We start from the raw sequence: 826 nt of genomic DNA on the forward strand, positions 1-826 counted from the left end.
CATCAATAAGAGAAGCTATTTTAAGAGCAAATCTCTCTTCAACATGAATGTATCATCCATTTACTTCAAAAACGAAAATAATCTCACCGTTTATTCAAACTTGCTCTACGATTTGGTACAATTTTATTGATAAAGTTTTCTCTATAAAAATTTAAGTAAATATGTTCGTTAAAACCAATCATGGACTAGCAAAGGGGTTATAGGATCCATTATCTTGCCGCCATTTTAAAGGTTCAGTGAAATCACTCGACCAAAGACCAATCTTGTTGCCACGTGCTTTTTCTTCCGCATGATGATACTGGACTGGAATAGGATTTTTCCCCTCTTTTGAGAGTACCAACATACCTTCTGTAAGACCTGCCTCAGCTAAATCAACCCCTTGAACAAAACATTGCGCATAATAAACACCATTGTGCATCAAAGCCTGTTTACAGGATAAATCCTGCCCAAGTGTTTTGGTGACAAGCCAAGCCATTGTAACCACACCACAGGGCCATTCTTGATCATTTAATCTTGCTTTTTGACGGGGTGCACATGTGTCCACACCATAAAGATGAATATCACGGGAGATATGTGAGCGCCAAGATTGTGCAGCAGGCGTCAGTAATTTAAATGTAACCCCACTTGTAACAGAAGCCTTACCATGAAAAACAACAGCATTATTTGCAACATCATTTAATGAAACACTCTTCTGCAAATCGAGAGCTGGTTCATTTTTTTCTAATTGCTGTTTAGCGATAGGTCTACCCAACTTTTTTTCTTCTCGATAGAGATCGACAATATCTTGGATATCTTGCGTCTCAAATGTTTTAAGAATGCTGAAATC

1 protein-coding gene is annotated in these 826 nt (G+C 37.8%); it reads right to left on the bottom strand.

Features of this window, described 5'->3' with window-relative positions; translation table 11 throughout:
* Positions 1-178: 178 nt before the first annotated feature.
* A partial coding sequence (locus ACFIO3_RS14380) for a hypothetical protein (protein WP_375704710.1) occupies positions 179-826 on the bottom strand: 648 nt, incomplete at its 5' end.

Source organism: Bartonella sp. AD328YNZD (assembly GCF_042196425.1).